This is a genomic window from Paenibacillus motobuensis (assembly GCF_039521865.1).
GTDB lineage: Bacteria > Bacillota > Bacilli > Paenibacillales > Paenibacillaceae > Fontibacillus > Fontibacillus motobuensis.
Genome location: NZ_BAAACX010000028.1, coordinates 1 through 19988 on the forward strand (window position 1 = coordinate 1; position 19988 = coordinate 19988).

Below are 19988 nucleotides of genomic sequence, written 5' to 3' on the forward strand. Positions count from 1 at the left end.
CGTTAGACTGCGAATACAGTATTTTACTCGGGTCAGACTCCAGATTTAAGGGGCCGAACCGCATTTGCAGGAATTTACCAAGACCAGGTGGTTTTACGCGACAAAGCCTGCATTTTTGCAGTTTTCAAGTTTTAACGTCGTCAAATACTAATTCTAACCTGAAGCTTAGGGTTATGAGGAGCGGAGCGTACGTAGTTGGTACGCGAGCACCGGAGGACCCGGGTGAATTCAAGATACGAAGTCGAATAATCTAACAGTATAACATCGTGATCAAAAGTGGCATTTTTGAACTTCCTATAAGTTGGGAGGAATTGCAACGCATAGATCATGTCATCTAGCACATCCTATCTTTGTAGATGCAGACGTCATTTTCGAAGAGAGGATGAATACGAATGCGAGATTTTTCGTGGAAGTATTTTGCAATGACGGGAGATGTCGATGCTTATTTATTGTATAAAGAGTCTGGTGGAAGTATAGGTGAGGAAGCCAGTACCATTGAGGAACTGAGCCTCGAGGAGGAAGAAGCGGCGGCTGAATAACGCTGTTATCGAGCCAGTGAGGTTGGGGGAGCAGGTATGTTATATCGAGTAGAAGGAATCGTCATCCGCAGTATGGATTATGGCGAAGGGAATAAAATTGTCACACTCTGCACCGAAAATAATGGGAAAATTGGGGTTATCGCGCGCGGAGCTAAGAAGGTGAAGAGCCGATTGACAGCCATGGTGCAGCCTTTTACTTATGGAGAATATGTGTTCTTTCGTCAAAATGGCGGGTTGGGAACGCTAAATCAAGGTGAGATTATTGAATCTCACTTTTCTTTGCGTGAGGATTTGTTCCTGGCGGCCTATGCCTCCTATGCTTGTGAATTGCTGGACCGCACGTTGCAGGATGAGGAAGTCGGACGCTTCTGGTTCACGCAATTGAAGGCCTGTCTGGATGCGCTGTCGACCGGGAAAGATCCGCAGATCGTTCTCCATCTGTATGAAATTAAAGTTCTCCAGGCAGCCGGATACGGGCCTTCCTTCAGCGCTTGTGTTAATTGTGGAGCTGAAGATGATTCCACATTCATGAGTCCGCGGCTCGGAGGCAAACTATGTCGAAGATGCCGTCATCATGATCCAGCGGCGCGAGAAATTACAGTGGGAACTTATAAATTGTTGACTCTGTTTGAAAGAATGGATATGAGAAGGCTGGGGAACATCAGTGTAAAGGATAGTACAAGGCAAGAACTGAAGGAATTGATGCGTTCTTTTATGGATATTCAACTGGGGCTTAAGCTGAAATCGCTGCAGGTGCTGGATCAACTGAACAAGTATAATATTTGACATTCTACTTATAATTATTTATAATTTATAAGAATTTCTCCAGTTAGTTTGTGTTCAAAATGGCGTGTAATGTCATGATTCACTTCGTGATCAAAAACAAACTTTTTGAGTAGCCTCTATATGGAGATTCATGTGTTGAGCGGGACAAGTAATGGAGTCTACGTCCGTAAGAAGCGAGCCGGGGAAGGTGCGAGCCCGGTCGGATTGGCCCATGAAATGGCAGCCCGGGAGCATGGAGAATTGTTCGTGAAAAGCGGATTTGCTGAACTTTCTTTTAGATAAATGTTCAAAAAGGTCGATTTTTCAGCACCAGCGACTTTTTGAACTACCTTGAAGGATCGGCAAATCAAGTAGGGTGGAACCGCGGGAAATCTATAGCTCTCGTCCCTACGTCTGGTTACAGGCGTGGAGGAAGGGAGCTTTTTTGCGTATTCTTCCGGACGCCGGAAGCTATGTTGAACGATAGACAATCGGAATAAGTTGCAAGCTTGCAGCCCGGTACAATGATCTGTTCAGCCGATATTTTTGCATTTAACAAACAAAGGAGATGTGGTTCATGAATTTCCAACAAATGATTCTGACCCTGCAGCAATTCTGGTCGGAGCAAAACTGCATTATCGTCCAACCGTATGATGTGGAGAAGGGAGCAGGGACGCTCAATCCGATGACCTTCCTTCGCTCGATTGGACCAGAGCCCTGGAGAGTCGCTTATGTAGAGCCATCCCGTCGTCCGGCGGACGGACGATATGGCGAGAATCCTAACCGTCTATATCAGCATCATCAGTTCCAAGTCATCATCAAGCCTTCCCCTGACAATATTCAGGAGATTTATTTGGAGAGTCTGAAGCGTCTTGGAATCAATCCGCTGGAGCATGATATTCGCTTCGTAGAGGATAACTGGGAGCATCCGGGCCTTGGCGCTTGGGGTCTAGGTTGGGAAGTTTGGCTGGACGGCATGGAAATTACACAATTTACTTACTTCCAACAGGTTGGCGGAATTGAGGCTAATCCTGTAGCAGTGGAAATCACTTATGGTATGGAGCGCCTTGCTTCATATATCCAGGACAAAGAAAATGTGTTCGATCTGGAGTGGGTTGAGGGAACGAGCTATGGAGATGTGTTCCATCAGGCAGAATTTGAACATTCGAAATATACGTTTGAGATGTCGGACGTAAAAATGCTGTTCACATTGTTCAATATGTATGAGCAGGAAGCGAACAAAGCGATGGATCAACATCTTGTATTCCCGGCATATGATTATGTGCTGAAATGCTCGCATACATTCAACTTGCTTGATGCTAGAGGGGCAATCAGTGTAACGGAGCGTACCGGTTACATTACCCGGATTCGTAATCTAGCCCGTCAAGTTGCTGCAACTTATTTGGAGGAACGCGAGAAGCTGGGATTCCCAATGCTTGAGAAAGGGGGCGCTGCACATGTCTAAAGATTTATTGTTTGAGATCGGTCTAGAGGAAATGCCAGCTCGTTTCATTCGCGGGGCTATGGAGCAGTTGTCAGAACGACTGGTCAAATGGCTGGATGATTCAGTAATTACACATGGTGCTGTCCTGAGCTATGCATCGCCGCGCCGTCTGGCTGTTCTTGTTAAGGATGTAGCTGAGAAGCAAGAAGACGTCCATGAAGAAGTCAAAGGGCCTTCCCGCAAAATTGCTCTAGACGAGAACGGAGAGTGGAGCAAAGCCGCGCTTGGATTTGCCCGCAGCCAAGGAGCGACACCAGATCAATTCACCTTCAAAGACCTAGGCGGAACAGAGTATGTCTATGTCAGCAAGAGCCGTACCGGTGTGGAGACAGCTTCCATCGTAGCGGAAGGCCTGCTGGGCATTATGCACGCGATGAATTTCCCGAAAAATATGCGCTGGGGCAATCATGATTTCAAATTTGTACGTCCGATCCGCTGGATCGTTGCCCTGTTCGGACCACAAATTATCGAGTTGGAAGTCGCCGGTGTTAAATCAGGAAACGTGACAAGAGGGCATCGTTTCCTTGGTCAAGATACAGTTATCTCTGAACCAGCCAATTACGTAGAGGCTTTACGTGCCGAGCACGTAATTGTCGATGTTAATGAACGCCAAAAGCTGATTGAGGAACAAATCGCTGGACTGGCTTCTGAAAAAGGATGGAATATCGCAGTTAAGGATGACTTGCTGGAGGAAGTCTTGTTCCTAGTTGAGACACCGACCGCTCTTTATGGTAAGTTCGAGGAATCTTTCCTGAACATTCCAAAGGAAGTACTCATTACTTCCATGCGTGAGCATCAGCGTTATTTCCCGGTATTGAACAACGAAGGAGGTTTGCTTCCTTATTTCGTTACGGTACGTAACGGGAACGCTGAGCATCTTGATATTATCTCCCGTGGGAATGAGAAAGTGCTGCGCGCTCGTCTGTCTGATGCGAAGTTCTTCTATGAAGAGGATCAGAAGATGCAAATCAAGGATGCCTTGTCCAAGCTGGAGAGCATCGTCTTTCATGAAGAGCTAGGAACTGTAGGAGATAAAGTACGCCGAATTCGCCGAAATGCCGAGAAGCTCTCACATCTGCTTGGCGTAGAATCCGGAGTAGCTGAGATGATCAGCCGCACAGCTGAGATTTGCAAATTCGACCTGGTGACGCAAATGGTGGGTGAATTCCCTGAATTGCAAGGTGTTATGGGCGAGGATTATGCCCGTAAAGCTGGAGAGCCAGAAGCGGTAGCTAGAGCGGTATTTGAACATTATCAACCACGCTTTGCCGGTGATCAAGTTCCGGCTTCGGAGATTGGTTCAATTGTCAGCATTGCGGACAAAATAGATACGATTACCGGTTGCTTCTCGATCGGTATTATTCCGACTGGATCACAGGACCCGTATGGACTACGCCGTCAAGCGGCGGGTATTGTACAGATTATTTTGGAACATAAATTATCTGTTAGCCTGAACGATATTTTCAGAATTTCGTTGGAGACCCATGCGAACTTCCACGGCTTGAAGCGAACGGAAGAAGAAATTATGCGCGACTTGCTCGAATTCTTCAGTCTCCGTGTGAAGAAGACGCTCTCTGATAGCTTACGCTATGATGTTGTCGACGCAGTTATTGCAGCGGGGTATGATGATGTCGTCTCTGTTGTTCAACGTGGCGCTGCCCTGATGGATGCGGTAACGAATCAGGCGGACTTCAAAGCGACGGTTGAATCATTTGGCCGTGTAAGCAATCTGGCTGCCAAAGCATCGGCGATGAAGGTTCGCTTCGACCTGCTCAGCGACCCTGCCGAGCAAGAGCTCTATGATGCATGGCGGTCGATGACGGAAGACTATCGCAGCAAATTGACTGAAAGACACGAAGCGGAAGCTTTGAATCTGCTTGGTGGATTGCAATCGTCGATTACGAATTTCTTCGACAAAGTCATGGTTATGGCGGATGACGAAGAGATCCGTACTAACCGTCTGGCCTTGCTGGCGGCGATCGATGAAGATCTTAAGGCGTTTGCTGACTTCAGCAAGCTAGTCTGGGCATAGAAGAAATGGAGGAAGTCCGGCAAATGGCTCGAATTGTCGTGGATGCGGATTCCTGCCCGGTAAAACGGGAAATTGTCGAGACGGCTCACGATTTTGGTGCGCAGGTGCTCATGGTTTCTTCTTATGATCACGAGCTTCGGGCAGAACAGGGAGTGCAAATTATCCATGTCGACCGAAGCTCACAAAGTGCAGATATGTATATTGCCAATCATATCGTCAAGGATGATATCGTAGTGACCCAGGATTATGGTCTCGCTGCATTGACGATAGCTAAACATTGTAGAACATTGTCTCCCCGGGGCGAATTATTTCACCCGGGGAATATTGATTATTTGCTTGAACGCAGGCATTATCATGCCAAAGCGCGGCGCGGCGGGCGTTATGCCAAGGGCCCTAAGCCTTTTACCGATGCGGACCGTGCCCATTTCCAATATATGTTGTCAAAACTTTTGCAAGATTTGCAGGAGAATAACTAATTTTAGCGAATTTATATTTACGTGTTAGAAGTCATTTTTAACGGCCTAAGTCCGGCTGTGAAATATTCTAACTTAGGTGCGTGTTCAAAAAGTTCAACTTTTTGGACTACCTCTTGAAAGATGAAGGTGGTTTAGATGAGTACCGGAAGAGGTATTCCGGAGGAAGTCATCGAGGCAGTCTTGCGGCAACATGATATCGTCGACACGGTTGGCAAACACGTTCATCTGACGAAACAGGGTAAGTATATGAAAGGGCTATGTCCGTTCCATTCAGAGAAGACGCCCTCTTTTACGGTTACACCCGAACGGCAGATCTTCCATTGTTATGGCTGCGGTAAAGGCGGAAATGCCATCAAATTCAGGATGGAAATCGAAGGATTAACTTTCCCTGAGGCCGTAAGAGTAATGGCGGAAGAGGCCCATATTCCGTTTGAGGACGGAATGGGAGGCCAGAGCGGACCGCCGCGGGATATGGAACTTGAGAAGTTGCTGCAGGCTCATGAATGGACCTCCAAGCTGTATCATTATTTATTGAAGAATACAGAGCATGGCAAACCGGCCTTGGAATATCTGAGGTCAAGAGGCATTAATGACAAGGCGATCGATACTTTTCAAATCGGTTACGCACCTGCGCGTTGGGATACACTCGTCCAGTTTTTGGATAAACGCTCTTTCGAACTGAAAGTAATGGAGAAGGGCGGATTGATCTCTTCCAAGCAGGATGGAACAGGCTTTGTGGATCGCTTCCGCGACCGGGTCATCTTTCCGCTACATAATCGGACCGGGAAGGTGATTGCTTTTGCCGGGAGAATTCTGGGCGACGGACAGCCGAAGTACTTGAATTCGCCGGAGAGTAAATTGTTCAGCAAAAGCCGGACGTTATATAATCTGCATCAGGCCAAGACCGATATCCGCAAAACAAGGCAATTTGTCCTGTTCGAAGGATATGGCGATGTAATTAGCGCCTGGGATGCAGGGGTTCATAACGGCGTTGCGACGATGGGAACGTCGTTGACCGAGAGTCATGCGAACATAATGAGAAGTCTGGCAGATGAGGTGATCGTCTGTTATGACGGCGATAATGCCGGACAAGCCGCGGCTCTGAAGAGCATATCGATTCTGGAAGGAGTCGGCTTCAATACGAAAATAGCCCTGCTAAGCGATGGCCTCGATCCGGATGAGTTCATTCAGAAATACGGAGCCGAGCGCTTTAAATCGCAAGTGTTGGATGGAGCTGTTACATCCGTCAAATTTAAGCTTATATATCTGAAAAAAAACCATATACTGCTAGAGGAAGACGGAAAGATTGCCTATATCAAAGATGCTCTGGAGATTATAGCCCCTTTGCCATCACCTACGGAACGCGAGATCTATTTACAGGATTTGTCAGCGGATCTGCAGGTGTCATTTGACAGTCTGAAGCAGGAATGCAATGAATTGCGCCAGGCTATGCAAAAAAAGGCTCCCGCAGGGGATAATAAGGCCAAAAGGTGGAATAATGGTAGGCATAAAACGGGGCAGGCGTCGATGCCGACGCTGCTGCCTGCTTATCAAGTCGCAGAGCGAAGATTGCTGTTCTATATGCTCCAGGATGAAGAGGTTGCTCAGTATGTGAGCAAGCATCTTGGAGATGAGTTTAACATCGATGATCATGCGGCGATTGCTGCTTATCTATACGCCTATTATGCACAAGGGAAAGAACCGGATGCGAGCCGGTTTGTATCCTCGCTTGAGGATGATCGTCTGGAGAAGACCGTAGTTGCGATCGCTATGATGGACATTCCGAGAGAATGGAGCTTTCAGGAATTGGACGATTGTATTCGGGAGATCAGGCGGTTTCCGCTTATGGAACAAATAAAGCGCAAAAAAGAAGAAATGGTCTCGTCCGAACGAGCCGGTGACTTTATACGCGCGGCACAAATTGCAAGTGAGATTATTGCCCTAGAGAGACAGTAAGAGGTTTGGACTTTGGATGTTTCTAGGGAGGAGGGAGCCCAATATGGCGAATGATCAACATACTGAACTAGAAACGGATTTGACATTAGATCAAGTGAAAGAGCGCTTGATTGAACAAGGGAAGAAGAAATCTTCTCTGACCTACAAAGAAATTATGGAGAAGCTGTCTCCCTACGATCAGGATCCTGAGCAGATGGATGAATTCTTTGAACATCTAGGAGATCTTGGGATAGATGTGAACGGGGATAGTGATGAAGAGCTAACTAGTCGTAGTGACGACGAGGAGCGCGAGAATAATGACGACTTCAATTATGATGATGATCTATCGCTCCCGCCAGGCATTAAGATTAATGATCCGGTGCGGATGTATTTGAAGGAGATCGGACGCGTCCCTCTATTGACTGCTGAAGATGAGATGGAGCTTGCGAAGCGAATCGAGAATGGCGATGAGGAAGCGAAGCGCCGTCTGGCCGAGGCGAATCTGCGTCTCGTTGTCAGTATTGCCAAGCGATATGTAGGACGCGGCATGCTCTTCCTTGATCTGATTCAGGAAGGGAACATGGGCCTGATCAAGGCCGTCGAGAAGTTCGACCATAAGAAGGGCTTCAAATTCAGTACTTATGCGACATGGTGGATTCGTCAGGCTATTACCCGTGCGATTGCCGACCAAGCAAGAACGATTCGGATCCCTGTTCATATGGTTGAGACGATTAATAAACTAATCAGAGTATCCCGGCAGTTATTGCAGGAGCTCGGCCGTGAGCCCGCTCCGGAAGAGATTGCCGCTGAGATGGATCTGAGCGTGGAGAAGGTCCGCGAGATCATGAAGATCGCACAGGAGCCTGTATCCCTGGAAACGCCAATCGGTGAGGAAGATGATTCCCATCTGGGCGATTTCATTGAAGATCAGGAGGCGTTGGCGCCAGCGGACGCCGCAGCTTACGAGCTTCTCAAAGAACAGCTGGAGGATGTCCTTGACACTCTTACCGAGAGGGAAGAGAACGTGCTTCGCCTACGTTTTGGTCTCGACGATGGACGGACCAGAACTTTGGAGGAAGTCGGCAAGGTATTCGGCGTAACTAGGGAGAGAATTCGCCAGATTGAAGCGAAGGCGCTCCGTAAGCTTCGCCATCCAAGCCGCAGCAAACGGCTCAAGGATTTCCTGGAATAGCGCTTCAATAGACCTTCTGCAGCCAGGCAGCGAGGTCTATTTTTTCATTCTGACCTTAGCTTAGTTGCTTGTAACATATCAAGGAAGTATTGTAATTCCTAAGTTATATGGAAGGACTTTCTTGTTGTTACCTGTTGTTGGTCTTTATTTTAACTTTTTTTCCAAGTCAATGCAAATTGCTGTAAAGCTTGTAATTGTTTTCTTCTTGAGGAGATTTTTTTGAACACTTTTGCAAGTCAAGTTATGGCAGTAAATAAAACAGGTGGTGTAATTTTCTTAATGAAACTATCAGCAAGATTACAGGTCATTGCAGATGAGCTTTCGCTCAGATGCAGAATGGCCGATATTGGATCGGATCACGCACTGTTACCGGTCTACGCAGTGAAGAATGGCAAGGCGTCCTATGCTGTAGCTGGGGAAGTGAATGACGGCCCCTATGAGGCCGCTCGGAGACAGGTTGCCAAGGCTGGGGAACATCGTCGCATCTCTGTCCGCAAAGGCGACGGTTTGGCTGTCATCAGCCCTGGGGAGGTTGATACAATCACGATTGCCGGAATGGGCGGGGCATTAATCGTATCCATTCTAGCAAACGGAATCGATAAGCTGACGGGTGTGAAGCAGCTTGTACTTCAGCCGAATGTAGGTGAGGAATTTGTTCGCAGTTGGCTGATTGAGAACGGCTGGTATTTGGAGAAGGAGCAGATACTGGAAGAGGAAGGGAAGATTTACGAAGTGCTGACGGCTGTAGCAGATCCAGGGGCTGGAGCTTTGAACGAACAATTGTATCAAGATAAGGCTATGGATGGCAGGATTGTCATTAACAAGCCATTGTTGTTGAGAATAGGACCTAGATTCATTATGAATCCTTCACCGATATTGTTGAAGAAATGGCAAGGGGAAATAGCGAAGCTGGAGAAGATTTGCCGTCAGGTCGCTTTATCCGATCAGGAGGCTTCGCGCGAGCGAGAAAGCGAACTCAGACAGGAGATAGAACAGCTTAAGGAGGTATTGGCATGCTGGCAAAAGGACAGACCGTAATTCAGTATATGGAGATGCTTGCACCTAAGCATGTTGCTGTAGAAGGAGACAAGATTGGACTGCAGCTTGGCAGTTTAAGTAAAGAGATTACTGGCATTCTCGTTGCGCTTGATGTCAATGAGGAGGTTGTCGACGAGGCTATTGCTCTCGGGGCTAATCTCATCGTTGCGCATCATGCAATCATTTTCAGACCACTCCCTTCCATCCAGGTGGATACGCCTATGGGTAAGGTCTATGAGAAGCTGATTAAGAATGATATTGCTGTCTATATAGCACATACTAATCTGGATATTACAGAAGGCGGGATGAATGATTGGATGGCTGAAGCACTTGGATTCGAGCCTAGCGCCTCATTAGAAGACATTCATACAGACAACCTTTACAAGCTGGTTGTATTCGTTCCGAAGGATCACCATCAGCGCGTGCTTGATGCTATGCTTGACGCTGGAGCAGGGGCCATCGGAAATTACAGTCACTGCAGCTTCAATATTGAAGGTTATGGTACATTCAAGCCTGGGGCAGGCACGGATCCATATATCGGTACACAGGGTAAGCTGGAGAAGGTTGAGGAGATTCGGATCGAGACGATTGTTCCGTCTAGTATTCGCAATCAGGTGATACAGGCTATGCTGAGAAATCATCCGTATGAAGAGGTAGCCTATGACCTATATCCGATGGATCTGAAGGGCCGTACCTTAGGGCTAGGGCGTGTTGGCAAGCTCGCAGAGCCGGTCACCTTGAAGGAGTTTGTAGAGCGAGTCAAAGTGAAGCTGGACGTTCCTGCTGTCAGGGTCGTAGGCGATATGAATCGAACCGTTAAGAAGGCTGCTGTGCTTGGCGGTTCCGGGGGCAGATATTGGAAGCATGCGTTGTTCCAGGGGGCAGATGTGCTTGTGACGGGAGACGTCGATTACCATACGGCCCAGGATGCTTTCATGGCCGGAATCACGATTGTCGATCCGGGACATAATGCAGAGAAGATTATGAAGGTGAAAGTAGCGGAATGGCTGACTAGTAAGTTGACGGAACATAAATATGATACGAACGTTCATGCTTCGAAAATAAACACCGAACCATTTGTTTTTATGTAACAATACAGGCGTTTGTCCGCTTTTCAGCACCGAGAAGGTTGGATGAAGCTAGGGCGTGAGGAGCGGAGCTACACGTTTTCGTAAAAAACGACCTCGGAAGCATTTGCTTGTAGTTTGTACGTGAGCACCGGAGGGCCCGGGTGAATTCAAGATTCGATGCCGAGATCACTTCTTGAATAGCTTCGTGATCAAAAGCGGAATTTTTGAAACTACCTCTAATTGGTCCTTGAGTTAACTCAATATAACCTGTATACTAACTATTGTTGCCTTTCGAAAGTTTGACAGACAATCGCTGGCGGCTTCGGCCGCGAGAGGAAAGTCCGGGCTCCATAGGGCAGGATGCTGGATAACGTCCAGTCAGCGCGAGCTGAAGGATAGTGCCACAGAAATGGACCGCCGATGGCCGCAATGATGGCGGCACAGGCAAGGATGGAACCGAGGTGTAAGAGACCCCGAGGAACGCTGGTGACTTCGTTCCTGGTAAACCCCATCTGGAGCAAGACCTAATGGGACGCAGCTTCCTTAGAAGCAGCCTTTGCCCGAGGCGCGTCTGGGTTGGTCGCTGGAACCGCATAGTAATATGTGGTCTAGATAGATGATTGTCACTTACAGCGGGAGGGTAGTTCCCGTTCTTACCGCTACGAGTACAGAACCCGGCTTATGGCAAGCTTTCATCACTGTCGCAACATTTTCTCTAGAGGCTTACCGCAAGTTGATGAACCTGCGGCCATGTGCCTCAAATACATAACGCAAAAAGACGGCCGTTTCGGCCGTCTCTTTTTATGCTATTTCAATCTTTCGATAACTCTGTCCATTTTGCGCTCGATGGCTTGCGGCCAGAATTGCAGTGATGCTTCACCGCCTCCAGCGGCTTCAAGCGCAGCGTAGACATCGATTTGCCCGTAACCGTAGTATTTGTCGTGGCCAGTTGTGCCCAGATCAATTACATTTTTGCGGATGATATCCATCACTTCTGTATTCTTAAGATCTGGATTAATTGAGCGGATCAATGCAGCCAGTGCGGTCACATGTGGGCATGCCATCGAAGTACCGGATAAGGCCGCGTACTGGTTGTCAGGATAGGTGCTGGCAATACTCTCGCCAGGAGCCATCACATCTACATAGTCGCCATAATTTGAGAAGGAGGCCTTCTTCAAATTGTAATCTGTCGCTGACACGGACAGAACTTCTGGATAAGCTGCCGGATATCCGGGCCGTTCTGTATTATCATTACCTGTTGCCGCGACAAGAACCACATCATGATCGAAAGCGTATTTTACCGCGTCATGCAGAAATTTTGCATCAGCGTAATTGCCAAGACTCATATTGATTACTTTGGCGCCATTATCGGTAGCCCAAATAATTCCCTGTGCGACAGAATAGGTCGTACCTGCACCGGATTTGTCCAACGCTTTTACCGGAAGAATCTTGCCATTCCACATCATGCCGGCAATTCCTTCGCTGTTGTTGGTATTGGCAGCTATTATCCCAGCGACATGGGTGCCATGACCGACATCGTCAATCGGATCTTCGTCGGGAGCGTCAACATTATAGCCTTTCAGCAATCGTCCCTTTAGATCGGGATGCTGCAGATCAACTCCCGTATCTACAATACCAACGATAACATCATTGTTTCCTTTGCTGAGCTTCCAGCCTCGCGTCGTATCGATAATCGGCAAATTCCACTGATATTCTGAGAACAGCATGTCATTAGGAATTAGCGGGGTATCATCCAGACTCGTCTCGTTGGTCATATATAGATAATGCGGCTCTACATAATCAGGCTGCCAGTTTTTAAGAAAATAGTCCTTCAGTTCATTCATCGTCATTTTATCGGAACGAAAAATGTACGTGTTCACTATTTTTTGAGGCGGCTTGCAATGCAGATCATTCATGATTTTTTTCCTGTCTTCTGTCGTTAGCCCGCGATTAAATGTAACGACGATCTCATTTTCATAATAATGGCTCGCTTTTTCGTTATCATGTCCTGTTTTAACCGTAATGTCCCGCAGGGTGTCGGTCTCAACAGATTCAACCTTATATTTCCCCTCTTTCGGATAAGGAATGAGGCGAAGATTCTTATCCTGATGCTTCTTCACTTTACCAAGGATACCTAAATCCATTACAGCGATAACCCCGTTGCCGCCCAGCTTCGCTGGTTCTGCCGTAATATAGAACTTCGGATCCTTCTGAGGGAAAGCCGGAGATTCATAGGCCTTGCCCTTCTGCAGCGATTTCTTGGCGAAGCTAATATAACTTGCTATCTGTTTTTGTTCCTCGTTATTCGGCTTGTAATGCGCGGCGCGGATTTCCTTCGTTCTACCGCTCGCACTATCATACCAAAGGATGGATTTAAACTGTTGGTGCCCCTTTTGTAATTCGGTTACACGGGAATTCAGCTTATCGGTATGAACTTTGCGTGAAGCCTCGGATAGCGCACGGAGATGCCCTTTTGTATCCATTCTGATGAGTCGCTCGGTTGCAGTCATATCCCGGTGCAGCATCATTTGCTTCAAGCGCTGCTCCTCCTTCGGTCCAGGCACCGGCTTCGCTTGTTCTGCTGATTGTTGTGGGGCCTTCTCATTGAAGGGATATAGGCCGATTACGGCAACGGCGGCGATCCCTGCAATACCGACTAGTGCCCATCTGAACCATTTCATGTCATTGCCTCCTTAACTTGTAGAAGTTGAACGATTCATTCAACTTATATGGCTGATTGAGATATGAATAGGTTGCTATGGAGCCTGTTTTTTTATTCCAAGACCAGGATCTAAAGAGCCGGCAATAGTCTGGCATCAATCCCATGTTTTGTCTTGTTTTGTCAGCCATTTTGAAGGCATAACGAGCAGTACAGAGGGAACACTGATTTCGAGGTGATTAATCAATGACAAGCGGTAGTAAACCCATCGTAAAATGTAGTGTGGCCAATTGTGTTCATTGGGGAGAGAAAAATATTTGTCAGGCGGACAGCATTATGATCGATATCGACCAGAATGCGACTCGTCAGTATCATGCGGAATTCGCTGGCGAATCCTTCGATTCCGAGAATCAGACGACAGCTACAACATCATCTGCTACTTGCTGTCATACCTTTGAGCCCAAGTCAACTTAAGCTTAACCATCTTATATGCCTAGGAGGTGCTGTAGAATGAGTCAACGATTTGATAATGACAACCAGCATGATTATTATGGGGAAAGAGAACGTCTTGATTATCCACGTAAAGATCACTCAGAACATTCAGTAACTAATAACAACAACAATTCAGACAAGGAAGAATACGCTTCTGAAATATCTCCAACAGTAGGTCCCACGAATTGGGATACGGTGGAGCGCCGCGAGAACCGTTCGGAAGGTGCAGAAGTAGAACGATCGGATACAGATGTTGCCGATAATAGCATAGGACGAACTGTAGGTTATGTTGGGGTCGGTCTTGGCATTGCCTCGCTGTTCCTCTGGAGCATCGTACTTGGCCCGCTCGCCGCAGTATTGGGCTTCTATGCATACAGTCAAGGGGCTAAGACGTCGGGAGGCTGGGCGATCGGCCTTGGCATAGTAGCCACACTTAGTTATTTCTTCCTGATTCCATTTACTCGTTGATTCTTGATCTCAAGGCTGGCATCATTGTGATGTCAGCCTTTTGCCATATGAAGTATTGGTGTAAACAACCATTCAACAAAGACTAAATTATGAAAAAGAGGTGGTCATGATTGCCAATCACGTGTAAAATATATACATATATCTTTTGTACAAGTAGAGGAGCTGGCCGACATGCAAATTGATCCGCGAACGATGGAACAGCTAATTTCGCTCCAGATGAAGAACAGTATTGATCTACAAGGAAACAAGGCAGCAGATACTTCCGGTGATATAGATGGTTCTTTGTTTGATATTTTGCTGCAGGAGATGATGATGGCTGATGGCAGCATCACGGCGGATGATTATGAAGATCAAATTTCGAATATCGAAGCTCAGTTGAACAATTATCTGAACAGTATAAATGGGCAAGTCCCTGAAAGTTCGGATAGCTATAATATAGGTTCTATAACTATGAATAACCCGGTGTCTTCCGGGCAACATATCTCTTCTTCAAGACACGAGATCGCTGCAGATATCCAACAATTAATTACTGAAGCCGCCGGGCGCTATGGCGTAGCTCCGAGCTTGATTCAGGCTGTAATTGAGACGGAATCCTCCTTCAATCCAAAGGTTGTATCGTCTGCGGGAGCAAAGGGCCTGATGCAATTAATGGATGGAACAGCGCGTGGCCTTGGAGTTACGGATTCATTCGATCCTGCCCAGAATATCGATGGCGGAACACGTTATTTGGCTAATCTGATCCGACGTTTTGGAGGTAATGAGAGTACCGCGCTTGCTGCTTATAATGCGGGTCCAGGCCGCGTGCAGAGAGCTGGCATAAGCAATGATCAGGAACTGATGGACAAGCTTCATTTATTGCCGCGTGAGACGCAGAATTACGTATTTAAAGTAATGAACGCTCGCAGCAAATATGAAGTATAGCATCCCAGAATGTGGATGTTTGAATATTATTGATTAGACGCCTGATTGCAGGGCTGATATATTAAGATCACAAGGGAAAAAACGCACCGGCCACTCCCGGAAATCTGCGTTTTTTTCTTTTGTTCTTTTTTTCGGGTTGTATTATGATCAAATAGGTGTGAACTACCTCTAAAAGAAACTAGGTGAAATTATGAAATATATGGATCACGCGGCAACGACTCCGCCGCATCCCGAGGTTGCTCGTACGATTGCTGAGGTCATGAGCCTGCATTATGGGAATCCCTCATCGCTGCATATTTTGGGGGAGCAGAGCGAACAATTGCTTAAAAAGGCCCGTGAGGTTTGTGCCGGAGTTCTTCAGGTGAAGCCGTCTGAAATTATCATTACATCGGGTGCTTCAGAGAGTAATAATGCAGCCATAAAAGGTGCCGCCCTGCAATTTATGAATCGGGGCAAGCATCTTATAACAACGGCCATTGAGCATCCTTCTGTATATGAATGCTGTAAGCAGCTCGAAAGCCTTGGTTGGAATGTAACCTATCTGTCGGTTAATCATGAAGGGACTGTAACTCCGGAGCAGGTGTGCGCTGCTGTTCAGGACGATACGGTGCTCGTATCCGTAATGCATGTGAATAACGAGACGGGGAGCATTAATCCGGTTCAGGAGATCGGCAAGCAGCTTAAGTTGCAGCATCCGCGTGTCTTATTCCATGTGGATGGCGTACAAGGATTTGGAAAACTGCCTTTGTCGCTTCAAGCTTCAGGTATTGATATGTATAGTTTGTCTGCACATAAGTTTAGAGGGCCGAAAGGAATCGGCTTGCTCTACGTCCGCGAAGGAATTAAGCTCCAGCCTTTGCTTGCTGGGGGTAGCCAGGAGGGGGGGAGAAGGGCCGGTACAGAGAATATTCCTTATATCGTGGGGATGGCCAAGGCCCTTAGATTGGCAAAAGAGGGACAAGCCCAAATTGCAGAGCGTTTACGGCATCTAAGAAAAGTTCTGATAGATGGAATTGCGGATATACCGAAGTTGGTGCTAAATTCACCGCCTGATGGAGCACCGCATATCATTCATTTCTCTTGTCCAGGGATGAAGGCAGAAGCCATGCTTCATATGCTGGAGGAAGATGGATTTCTCGTATCGACCCGTTCGGCCTGCTCCTCGAAGAAAAGTGAGCCAAGTCGCATCCTTCTAGCAATGGGTAAAAGTGTTGAAGAGGCGTCCTCAGGCATTCGTGTGAGTCTAGGTGAGGAGCATACAGAACAGGATATACAACAATTTCTGGCTGCGCTTCAAAGCGCGGTAACGCGTCAGGAAGATTTGAAGGGGAGAGGCTAATGAATTTGGATTATGAAATGCTATTGCTCCGGTTCGGAGAGATTACGGTCAAAGGGAAGAACCGCTCAAGATTTGAGAAGGCGGCTCTGTCTCATGTTAAATCATTACTTCGCGCTTTTCCGGGAACGGAGGCGATTCATGAATATGGAAGGATCTATGTAAGATTGAATGGCCAAGCTGCTGATCCGGTAATTTCCTCGTTAAAAAATATTTTTGGCCTGACCTCGATTAGCCCGGTGAAGGTATCACCTTCCAAGCTTGAAGATATTGTTGAGATTGCGGTTGATTTTATAAAATCAATTCCAGCAGACAAGTATAACACATTTAAGGTGCATGGACGCCGCGTCTTCAAGGGCTTCCCACATTCTTCTCAAGAGCTGAATCATTTGGTGGGTGGTCCCGTACTTAGTGCGTGTCCACATTTGAAGGTAGATGTTCATCACCCGGATTTGGAACTGAGAGTAGAAGTCCGTGAGCGTGTAACTTACCTGTTCTGTGAAGTGATCCCTGCAGCCGGTGGTTTCCCACTAGGAACGAACGGGAAGGCAATGATGCTGCTCTCCGGCGGAATCGATAGCCCAGTAGCTGGTTATTCGGCTATGCGCCGTGGTCTGGAGATCGAATGTGTGCATTTCCACAGTTATCCTTACACGAGCAAGAAGGCGGAGGAGAAGGTGCTTGAATTAGCACAGGTGCTGTCCGGATTTTCTGGAAGAATCAAGGTGCACCTCGTTCCGTTCACCGATATTCAGACCTCCTTGGCAAAGACAGGACAGGACAACCTGATTATCACGCTGATGAGAAGATCCATGCTGCGCATTGCTACGAAGCTTGCGGAGAAGAACGGGGCACTGGCTCTAGTTACGGGCGACAGTCTCGGCCAAGTGGCAAGCCAGACGCTGGCTAGTATGAATGTGATCGGCAAGGTGACGGATCTGCCTCTGCTGCGCCCCCTTGTCATGATGGACAAAGAAGATATTATTTCCATGGCGAAGAAGATCGGTACTTATGATATATCGATTTTGCCTTATGAGGATTGCTGTACCCTATTCGTTCCCAAATCACCAGCAACGAACCCGAATCTGCGGATTGTTGAGCATATCGAAAAAGAGTTAACCGAGCTTGATCAGATGATCGAAGCGGCTGTAGAGAATACGGAGTCGGTTATCATTAAGCCTCATGTCATTATTCGGAAGAATCAAAAGGATGAGCCGGAGGTTGTTCAAGAGCATTGGTTCTAAGAGAGGAAGTTTTAAAAGTCCTCTTTTGATCCCAAAGCGGGTCAAGAAGTAACTCGTCATCGAACGAAAACCGGCTTTTATGAACACTCATTAAAAGGTAACAATCATAAAAAATTATTAAAAACGGAATCCATCCGCTAATTTGCAGATAAGGATTCCGTTTCTTTTTTGATTACATTTGTTCTCTCGGTGTTTGCCTTCTGTTCTTAGACGCCGCGGATTTCTTACGATAGCCCGTGTACAGGATGACGATGATTGCGATGGCGATCAGCAGGTAACGTAAGATGGGCTTGTCCTCGAAGAAGGGCAGAAAATGAGGCTCTTCTGTGATCATCTTGGCAGCGGTATAAGCGAGAACACCCGCTCCGAGATATACGATCCAAGGAAAACGATCTAACAGCTTGATAAAGAGCGTACTACCCCAGACAACGATCGGAACGCTAATCAGTAATCCGATGACGACGAGGATCATATGCTGGCCGGCTGCGCCTGCTACGGCGATAACGTTATCCAGGCCCATAGCTGCATCGGCAATAATGATGGTACGTACTGCAGCCCACAATGAATCCTTCGCCTCAATAGAGTCGTGAGAGCCGTCATCCGTCAGTACCTTATAGGCGATAAAGAGCAGGAGAACTCCTCCGATTGCCAGCAGCCAAGGGACCCTCAGTAGCCATACAACAAGCAGCGTCGCGATAATGCGTAGTACTAAGGCACCGCCGGTACCGTAGATGATTGCCTTTTTCTGCACGTTATGAGGCAACCTTCTAGCTGCCATGCCAATGACAATCGCATTATCACCGGCAAGGATCAAATCGATGAAGACGATGTTGATTAGCGAGAGAAAAAATGATGCGCTTATCCATTCCACAATTGTCACTTCCTCTAAAGATGTATATACGTATTAATTCATAGAAAAGATTCATTTGTAAAGCAGATTTTTGAAACAGGCATAGCTTGGCTCTTTCTCTCATACAAGTTGTAAGGGAGGGGTGAGCCGTGGAACAGATCATTTTATTGTCAGAAATATTAATCATTAATCTTGTCCTCAGCGGCGACAATGCAGTTGTCATAGCGATGGCCAGTAAAGATTTACCGAGAAGACAGCGCAAACAGGCCATTTGGTGGGGGGCCGTAGGAGCAGTATTGCTGCGCTGTATTATGACGTGGGTAGCTGTAGTACTATTGAAAATTCCATTTATCCAAGCAATCGGTGCGATTTTGCTAATTGGAATCGCCTTTAAATTGCTAATACCCCATGAAGACTCCAACCGCTCGGGTAAGTCTGCTACCATATGGAAAGCGATTCAGACGATTCTAATCGCAGATTTTGTGATGAGTCTTGATAATGTGCTTGCGATCGCGGCATTGGCCAACGGGGACTTGGCTATATTAGTAATCGGTATCGCTATTAGTATTCCCATTGTCGTCTGGGGCAGCAGTGCAATCTCTGTTCTGCTTCATAAATTGCCGATCCTTATTTATTTGGGAGCTGGCATCTTAGGATATACTGCGGGCGGAATGTTCATCCATGATCCGAAGTTTGGAATCCTGTTGAAAGCACTCATACCGAGCCTCACTGGAATATTGCCGATATTACTGGCAGGGCTGGTTATTATGTTCGGCTTGTTATTCAAATTGAAAGCACATCGTCAATAAATAGAAGACGGGCTCAAGCCACTCTTGAAATTGTGAAGAGTGGTTTTTTGTGCCGAATTCATATAAACTTAAGATAAAGATGTGTCGTACTATGCTGCGGCATGTCCCTCATTGTCATCTGGAAGGTGTGTGATCTAATGTCCGATAACAACAAGCTGACGACTGGTATTCTGATTCTGTCCGCCGGAATCGTCATTCTGCTAGGAAAGCTGGGTGTATTTAGTTTTCTGGGCAAGGCGCTCTGGCCTCTACTTCTCCTGATACCGGGCATCCTGCTGCATATGTGGTATTTTTGGAGGAAAGGACCTGTAGAGCTGCTTGTTCCTGGCGGAATTTTGGTAGTATACAGTATCATTTTCTTCATCGGCAACTTTGGCGGCTGGCAGACTTTGAAGTATACTTGGCCCGCATTTCTGCTTGGTATCGCTGTCGGATTGTTCGAATATGGTTATATCTCACCTCAGCGACAGCAAGGGGTATTGGCTGCAGCTTTGATTGTTGGTATCTTGTCGGTAGTTCTGCTAGGCTGGACTCTGTTCACCTGGTCCATTGTCTATCTGTTGGCGATCATACTGATCATCGCTGGAATCGTCCTGATCCTCATGCGCGGGAAAACCCGCCGTGGGTGGTAAAGTAAGGATAGTTCTTGATTTTTTGA

19 protein-coding genes and 1 other RNA gene are annotated in these 19988 nt (G+C 47.1%); 18 read left to right on the forward strand and 2 right to left on the reverse strand.

The window, feature by feature from the left end; translation table 11 throughout:
- Nucleotides 1-392 precede the first annotated feature (392 nt).
- From ABD014_RS23890 to rnpB, 11 genes are all read left to right on the forward strand, one after another.
- Nucleotides 393-539 carry a YqzL family protein gene (locus ABD014_RS23890; RefSeq protein WP_082790171.1) on the forward strand — a complete coding sequence of 49 codons (147 nt, stop codon included), beginning with the start codon at nucleotides 393-395 and terminating at the stop codon, nucleotides 537-539.
- Between the two features lie 36 nt (nucleotides 540-575).
- Entirely contained in the window at nucleotides 576-1325 is a 750-nt protein-coding gene (gene recO, locus ABD014_RS23895) for a DNA repair protein RecO (protein WP_343865640.1), read from the forward strand.
- Between the two features lie 135 nt (nucleotides 1326-1460).
- Nucleotides 1461-1607: a hypothetical protein gene (locus tag ABD014_RS23900; RefSeq protein WP_343865642.1), complete on the forward strand. Its 147-nt coding sequence runs from the start codon at nucleotides 1461-1463 to the stop codon at nucleotides 1605-1607.
- Between the two features lie 274 nt (nucleotides 1608-1881).
- Nucleotides 1882-2769 (forward strand): glycine--tRNA ligase subunit alpha, encoded by an 888-nt coding sequence (glyQ, locus tag ABD014_RS23905; protein WP_343865644.1) that lies wholly within the window; start codon nucleotides 1882-1884, stop codon nucleotides 2767-2769.
- Nucleotides 2762-4840 carry a glycine--tRNA ligase subunit beta gene (gene glyS / locus ABD014_RS23910; protein WP_343865646.1) on the forward strand — a complete coding sequence of 693 codons (2079 nt, stop codon included), beginning with the start codon at nucleotides 2762-2764 and terminating at the stop codon, nucleotides 4838-4840. Before glyQ ends, glyS begins: the two co-directional genes overlap by 8 nt.
- A gap of 23 nt (nucleotides 4841-4863) precedes the next feature.
- A complete protein-coding gene (locus ABD014_RS23915) occupies nucleotides 4864-5316 on the forward strand; it encodes a YaiI/YqxD family protein (protein WP_193556438.1) in 453 nt (150 codons plus the stop codon).
- A 135-nt stretch (nucleotides 5317-5451) separates the two neighbouring features.
- Nucleotides 5452-7272, forward strand: a complete 1821-nt coding sequence (gene dnaG / locus ABD014_RS23920) for a DNA primase (protein WP_343865649.1) — start codon at nucleotides 5452-5454, stop codon at nucleotides 7270-7272.
- Nucleotides 7273-7315: 43 nt separating this feature from the next.
- Nucleotides 7316-8443, forward strand: a complete 1128-nt coding sequence (gene rpoD, locus ABD014_RS23925; RefSeq protein WP_343865651.1) for an RNA polymerase sigma factor RpoD — start codon at nucleotides 7316-7318, stop codon at nucleotides 8441-8443.
- Nucleotides 8444-8722: 279 nt separating this feature from the next.
- On the forward strand, nucleotides 8723-9481 hold the full coding sequence (locus tag ABD014_RS23930; RefSeq protein ID WP_343865653.1) for a tRNA (adenine(22)-N(1))-methyltransferase: 759 nt from the start codon (nucleotides 8723-8725) through the stop codon (nucleotides 9479-9481).
- Nucleotides 9457-10572: a Nif3-like dinuclear metal center hexameric protein gene (locus tag ABD014_RS23935; RefSeq protein WP_343865655.1), complete on the forward strand. Its 1116-nt coding sequence runs from the start codon at nucleotides 9457-9459 to the stop codon at nucleotides 10570-10572. Before ABD014_RS23930 ends, ABD014_RS23935 begins: the two co-directional genes overlap by 25 nt.
- 273 nt (nucleotides 10573-10845) lie before the next feature.
- Nucleotides 10846-11248, forward strand: an RNA gene (gene rnpB, locus ABD014_RS23940) — RNase P RNA component class A.
- A 109-nt stretch (nucleotides 11249-11357) separates the two neighbouring features.
- Here rnpB and ABD014_RS23945 read toward each other — a convergent pair.
- Nucleotides 11358-13232, reverse strand: coding sequence for a S8 family peptidase (locus tag ABD014_RS23945; RefSeq protein ID WP_343865657.1), 1875 nt, complete (start codon nucleotides 13230-13232; stop codon nucleotides 11358-11360).
- Between the two features lie 224 nt (nucleotides 13233-13456).
- Here ABD014_RS23945 and ABD014_RS23950 point away from each other — a divergent pair, with 224 nt between their 5' ends.
- The 5 genes from ABD014_RS23950 (at nucleotide 13457) to thiI (ending at nucleotide 17671) form a co-directional block, all read left to right on the forward strand.
- A complete protein-coding gene (locus tag ABD014_RS23950; RefSeq protein ID WP_082790170.1) occupies nucleotides 13457-13684 on the forward strand; it encodes a DUF1540 domain-containing protein in 228 nt (75 codons plus the stop codon).
- A gap of 36 nt (nucleotides 13685-13720) precedes the next feature.
- Nucleotides 13721-14170, forward strand: coding sequence for a hypothetical protein (locus tag ABD014_RS23955; RefSeq protein ID WP_343865660.1), 450 nt, complete (start codon nucleotides 13721-13723; stop codon nucleotides 14168-14170).
- Between the two features lie 171 nt (nucleotides 14171-14341).
- Nucleotides 14342-15091 (forward strand): lytic transglycosylase domain-containing protein, encoded by a 750-nt coding sequence (locus ABD014_RS23960; protein WP_343865662.1) that lies wholly within the window; start codon nucleotides 14342-14344, stop codon nucleotides 15089-15091.
- Nucleotides 15092-15281: 190 nt separating this feature from the next.
- Nucleotides 15282-16430, forward strand: a complete 1149-nt coding sequence (locus ABD014_RS23965; protein WP_343865664.1) for a cysteine desulfurase family protein — start codon at nucleotides 15282-15284, stop codon at nucleotides 16428-16430.
- Nucleotides 16431-16435: 5 nt separating this feature from the next.
- Nucleotides 16436-17671, forward strand: a complete 1236-nt coding sequence (gene thiI, locus ABD014_RS23970) for a tRNA uracil 4-sulfurtransferase ThiI (RefSeq protein ID WP_343865920.1) — start codon at nucleotides 16436-16438, stop codon at nucleotides 17669-17671.
- Nucleotides 17672-17843: 172 nt separating this feature from the next.
- Here thiI and ABD014_RS23975 read toward each other — a convergent pair whose 3' ends face one another.
- On the reverse strand, nucleotides 17844-18542 hold the full coding sequence (locus ABD014_RS23975; protein WP_343865667.1) for a TerC family protein: 699 nt from the start codon (nucleotides 18540-18542) through the stop codon (nucleotides 17844-17846).
- Between the two features lie 128 nt (nucleotides 18543-18670).
- On the opposite strand from ABD014_RS23975, the gene ABD014_RS23980 reads away from it, so the two are divergent.
- Both ABD014_RS23980 and ABD014_RS23985 read left to right on the forward strand, forming a co-directional pair.
- On the forward strand, nucleotides 18671-19330 hold the full coding sequence (locus ABD014_RS23980) for a TerC family protein (RefSeq protein ID WP_343865669.1): 660 nt from the start codon (nucleotides 18671-18673) through the stop codon (nucleotides 19328-19330).
- A gap of 137 nt (nucleotides 19331-19467) precedes the next feature.
- Nucleotides 19468-19962 (forward strand): hypothetical protein, encoded by a 495-nt coding sequence (locus ABD014_RS23985; protein WP_343865671.1) that lies wholly within the window; start codon nucleotides 19468-19470, stop codon nucleotides 19960-19962.
- Nucleotides 19963-19988: the final 26 nt, after the last annotated feature.